Origin of the sequence: Immundisolibacter sp., assembly GCF_028696615.1 — a bacterium.
Classification (GTDB): Bacteria; Pseudomonadota; Gammaproteobacteria; order Immundisolibacterales; family Immundisolibacteraceae; genus Immundisolibacter.
Map to the genome: position 1 here is coordinate 1 of NZ_JAQVGQ010000206.1, position 4,768 is coordinate 4,768.

General features: G+C 66.9%; 4 protein-coding genes and 1 pseudogene. 2 read left to right on the forward strand and 3 right to left on the reverse strand.

Translation table 11 applies throughout. The annotated features are described in order from the left end of the window. Positions 1-129: pseudogene (locus tag PHC73_RS14015) on the forward strand (2-hydroxy-6-oxo-2,4-heptadienoate hydrolase); the annotation flags it as partial. Between the two features lie 108 nt (positions 130-237). After that, positions 238-684 carry an ester cyclase gene (locus PHC73_RS11640; RefSeq protein ID WP_300128332.1) on the forward strand — a complete coding sequence of 149 codons (447 nt, stop codon included), beginning with the start codon at positions 238-240 and terminating at the stop codon, positions 682-684. A 198-nt stretch (positions 685-882) separates the two neighbouring features. Here PHC73_RS11640 and PHC73_RS11645 read toward each other — a convergent pair whose 3' ends face one another. The 3 genes from PHC73_RS11645 to PHC73_RS11655 form a co-directional block, all read right to left on the reverse strand. After that, the gene (locus tag PHC73_RS11645; protein ID WP_300128335.1) at positions 883-2,343 is read right to left on the reverse strand and encodes a YdiU family protein; all 1,461 of its coding nucleotides are present in this window, start codon (positions 2,341-2,343) and stop codon (positions 883-885) included. Positions 2,344-2,482: 139 nt separating this feature from the next. Beyond that, the gene (locus tag PHC73_RS11650) at positions 2,483-4,210 is read right to left on the reverse strand and encodes a carboxypeptidase regulatory-like domain-containing protein (RefSeq protein ID WP_300128338.1); all 1,728 of its coding nucleotides are present in this window, start codon (positions 4,208-4,210) and stop codon (positions 2,483-2,485) included. Between the two features lie 96 nt (positions 4,211-4,306). After that, the coding region (locus tag PHC73_RS11655; protein ID WP_300128341.1) for a DUF6537 domain-containing protein at positions 4,307-4,768 on the reverse strand (462 nt) is incomplete at its 5' end.

A 4,768-nucleotide genomic window follows, 5' to 3' on the forward strand; every position in this document is an offset into this window, starting at 1 on the left:
TCGGTGCGCCTGTTCGAGCTGATCCCCAACAGCCAGCTGCACATGTTCGGCAAGTGCGGGCACTGGACGCAGATCGAGCACGCCGGCCGTTTCAACAAGCTGCTGCTGGATTTCTTCGGCGAGGATTGAGCGCCGCCGGCAATCGAAAAACCGCCTGTCGGATTGTCCGATGGGCGGTTTTTTTGTGCCCTTCTGCGGCTAAGATCGACAAGCGACAATCACCAGGAGGAGATCGCCATGTCCGACGCGGACCAGCTCGAAAAGAACAAGCAATTCGTGCGCAAGTTCTTCGCCACCATGGACGCGAAGAAATTCGACGAGATGCAGGCGCTGCTGCATCCGGAGCACCTGTTCCACCTGCCGATGGCGCGCGAGCCGCTGAACGTCAAGACGCACATGGAAGTGAACAAGCACATCCAGAAGTCGCTGCCGATCGTCAAGCGCGTGTTCGAGGACCAGATCGCCGAGGGCGACAAGGTGGTCAGCCGCGGCCGGCTGAGCTTCCAGCACGTCGGCGAGTTCAACGGCGCGCCGCCGACCAATCAGGTGATCGAGGTCAGCTTCATCCACATCATGCGCATCAAGGATGGCCTGAACGCCGAGGAGTGGGACGAGGTCAACTTCCTGCCGCTGATGAAGGCGCTGAAAGTGGTGCCGCCGGACGCCGGCATCAATTGGCACTGAGAGCTTGTGAATTTTTCAAGCGCCGAGGCCGGCCAGGGATGGCCGGACGCGAATCGAGCCCTTGAGGGCTTGATTCGCGGGAGCCCGTCCGGGCATGTACCGGACGTGCGACGCAAGAAATGCGCAGGACGCGCATTTCTTCACAAACTCTGAGCTGCAGCCCGGCGCGGGCGGGCCACACCGCCCGCGCTGTGGCCTTCACGACGAACAGGACAGCACGATCTCGCCGACGTCGTGCGCCGGCGGCTCGGCGTAGGACTCCGAACCTGGCTGGGCCGTGAACGGCTGCGCTAGCAGCCGGTGCAGGCGGTCGATCTGGTCGTAGTCGCGCTGCTCGACGGCCAGATGAATGGCCCGCTCGGCCAGGTGCGTGCGCAGCACATAAAGCGGATTGACCGCGTCCATGCGCGATTGGCGCACGGCGTCGGCGTCGGCTTCGCTGGCCAGGCGCGCCGCGTACGCGTCCAGCCAGGCATCGATCGCCAGCGGCGCATGCGACAGCGCCAGCAATGGCGTGCGTGTGGCGGCATCGCCTGGCCGAAACGCGCCGAGCCGGCGCATGAAGGCCGGGTAATCGACCCGCCCGTCCTGCAGCGCCTGCAGCAGGCGGTCGATCAGGTCCGCATCGCCGGCGCGGGACTCGCGCAGGCCGAGCTTGCGGCACATGAGCTCGCCGTAGGCCCGTACGAACTCGGGCTCGAAGCGCGCCAGCACCGCCTCGCGCGTGGCGGCGTCGATGAGGCTCGACAGCGCCTCGGCCAGCGCCTGCAGATTCCACAGCGCGATGCCGGCCTGGTTGGCGTAGGCATAGCGGCCGCGCCGATCGGTGTGGTTGAACACGCGTGCGGCCTCGAAGTGGTCCAGAAAGCCGTAGGGGCCGTAATCGAGCGTGAGACCGAGAATGGACATGTTGTCCGTGTTCATCACGCCGTGCACGAAGCCCTGTGCCTGCCAGGCGGCGACCAGCCGCGCCGTGCGCCGGGCCACCGCATCGAGCAGTTGCGCATAACGGTCGGCGGCCGCGGCGAACGGCGCAAAGTGCGCGCCGATCACGAAATCGGCCAGCGTGCGGACCTGCTCGCCCATGCCGCGGTAGTGGAAATACTCGAACGAGCCGAAGCGCACGTGGCTCGGCGCCAGGCGCGACAGTACGGCGGCGGTTTCGATCCGCTCCCGGTACACCGGCTGGTCGCTGCCGACGATGGCGAGCGCGCGTGTGGTGGGGATGCCAAGGCCGTGCATGGCCTCGCTGGCGAGGTACTCGCGGATGGTCGAGCGCAGCACCGCCCGCCCGTCGGCGCCGCGCGAGAATGGCGTGCGACCGGCGCCCTTGAGCTGCAGCTCGTAGCGGCCGTGATCGGTCACGATGTCGCCCAGCAGCAGCGCGCGGCCGTCGCCGAGCCGCGGCACATACACGCCGAACTGGTGTCCCGCGTAGACCGCCGCCAGCGGCTGTGCGTTCGGCGCAAGGGCGTTGCCGGCGAGCTGTTCGACCAGCGACGCCGCCGGTTCGGCGGGCAGGCCGAGCTGCTCGGCCAGCGGCGCGTTGAAAGCCACCAAACAGGGCGCCGGCAGCGGCGTGGGTGTCTGTGGCAGGTAAAAATCGGCCGGCAGCGTGCCGAACCCACTGCGGACCAGGATGCCGTCGAGCACAGACACGCGCAGTGAAGCCGCGACCTAACGCAGGGTCTGGAGCAGGGGTTGGCGCATGGCGCGCCTGGTGCGGCAAGCGGCTGTGGCATCGCAAGCCGCTGCGAACGCAACGCCCATCGGCAGCGCGAAGGTCATGGCCACGGGCTCACGGCGCCGCTTTCACCGCCACACCATCGCCCGGGTCGACCATCACGAAGCGGCTCGGTCCGGCGCCGGTCGGGATGTTGGAGTAGGCGGTCCACAGGGTTCCGTTGCGCCGGTCGAAGGTGATCATGCGCAGGTACGCCATCTGACTCGGCAGCGGGAACACCTCGAAGCTGCGATCGGCGGGCTTGAACTTGTAGATGGCATCGGCATTGCTGGTGCCGACCCACACCACCTTACGCCACGGGTCCCACACCGCGCTGTAGGCGGCGTTGTTCGGGTCCGGCATCATGACACGGCCGAGTTCGCGGTCGGCCTTGCTGTCGTAGATCAGCAGCTCGCCGGTGCCGAACATGGGTACGTACAGCACGTCCTGGTCGTCGATCGCCATGCGCCGCGGGCCGGCACCCTGCGGCAGCGGCAGGTAGACGTCGATCTTGCTGGTTTCGGTGTTGACGGCACCGATGCCGCCGGACAGCTGCGAGAACCACACGCGCTTGCCGTCGCGCGTGATCACCGCGCCGTACAGCGAGCTGTGCATGGCCGACTCGCCCTCGTCCTTGGGGGTGTCGACGTAACCGACCTCGCCGGTGGCGGGGTCCAGGCTCGCCATGCGGTTGCTGCCGATCAGCGTGAACCAGTAACGGCCCTTCGGGTCCGGCATGGCCTGGAATTTGTAGTCCGGCGCGATGTCGTGCGCCATCTCGTATTTGCCGAACTTGTCGAACAGCTGCCACTGCTCGGTTTTCGGATCGAAACGGCCGACCACGCCCTGCTCGAGCATGGTCACCCAGAACTTGCCGTCGGGTGTGTCGACGATGGTATGCGGACCGGTGGGGCCGGCGTAAGGGATGGGATAAGGCTTCTGTTCGCCGGTTTCGGGGTCCACGCGCAGCAGGCGGTTGTGCTGCAGATCGGCGCCCCACAGGTACGGCGAGTCTGGCGTGAGGCCGACCTCGCGCACGAACGAATCCTGCGGCAGCTGAATTTCGCGCATGACGGTTTTTTCGGTCACGCCGAGCGGCGCGCCGTAGTCGTAGCTCGTCAGCGTATCGAAGCGTGTCGGCAGGTGCCGGGCGAGGAAGGCTGAAATCTGCTCCTCGTCGTGCGCGTCGAAGGAGCCCGCGGCCGGGTCCAGGATGGTCTTGAAATCCATCTTGGCCGGGTCGTACAGGCTCTGGTCCGGGCCGATCTGCACGAACTTGACGCGCATGTAGTTGATGATGGCCTTCCAGGCGGCCTGTTTTTCGGCTTCCGTCTTGCCATCCAGCATCTTCGAGTAGGTGCGCACCTTCTGCGACGGGAACTGGTGGCAGCTGCTGCACTGCAGGATGGTGTTGGCGCGTGCCAGGTCATCGGCACCGGTACGCGGCAGCCAGGCGGCCGGCGGCGCCTGATCGGCGATGTTGTCGACGGGCGTGAGGGTGATCTTGGCCGCCTGCGCGGGGTCGATGCTGACCGGCGCGTAGCCGAGTTTGCGCACGGCCAGCACGCGGCCGGTGGCTTTTTCCGGTAGCGCATAGCGGCCGTCGGCGTCGGTGAACACGGTGAAGGTGGAGGCACCGACCGTCATCTCGGCCGGCTGCAGGGTGACCATGGCTTGCGCGATGGGTTGGCCCGCGCCGTCGATGACCAGGCCTGAGGTGGCGATGGCGGCGGCGGGCACCCAAAGCACCGCCGCCGCCATCCCCATGAGTAACCGGCCGTGGCCGGTGGCACTGCCTGCCATTTTCTCCTCCGTAACCCGGTGTCGCGACGTTTGCAGTCAAACGCCTGCGCAGGGCGCGGAATCTACTTCATAACGGACGTTCGGGCAACGCTGGGGTCAGGCCGCCGCGCGCTGCTGGTGCGGCGTGTCGAAACGCGCCAGCAGCTGCGCTTCGAGCGCCTTGGTTTGGGCGATGCTGGCTTCCTTGACATGGCCGAAGCCGCGAATCTGCTGCGGCAGGCTGGCGATCTGTACCGCGAGCGCGTGGTTGTCGTGGTCGAGTCGGGCCAACAGCGTCTCGACGGTGCGTTCGTAGTCGACGATCAGGCGCCGCTCCTGGCGTCGCTCGGCGGTGTGGCCGAACGGATCGAACAGGCTGCCGCGCAGGAACTTGAGCTTGGCCAGACCCCGCATGGCGGTCAGCATCCAGGCACCGTACTCGCGCTTTTGCAGTTCGCCGCTGACCGGATCGCGCCGCGCCAGCAGCGGTGGTGCCAGGTGAAAGCGCAGGCGCGTGTCGCCGGCGAAGGTCTCGCGCAGCTTGGTCAGGAACTCGCCGTCGGTGTACAGGCGCGCCAC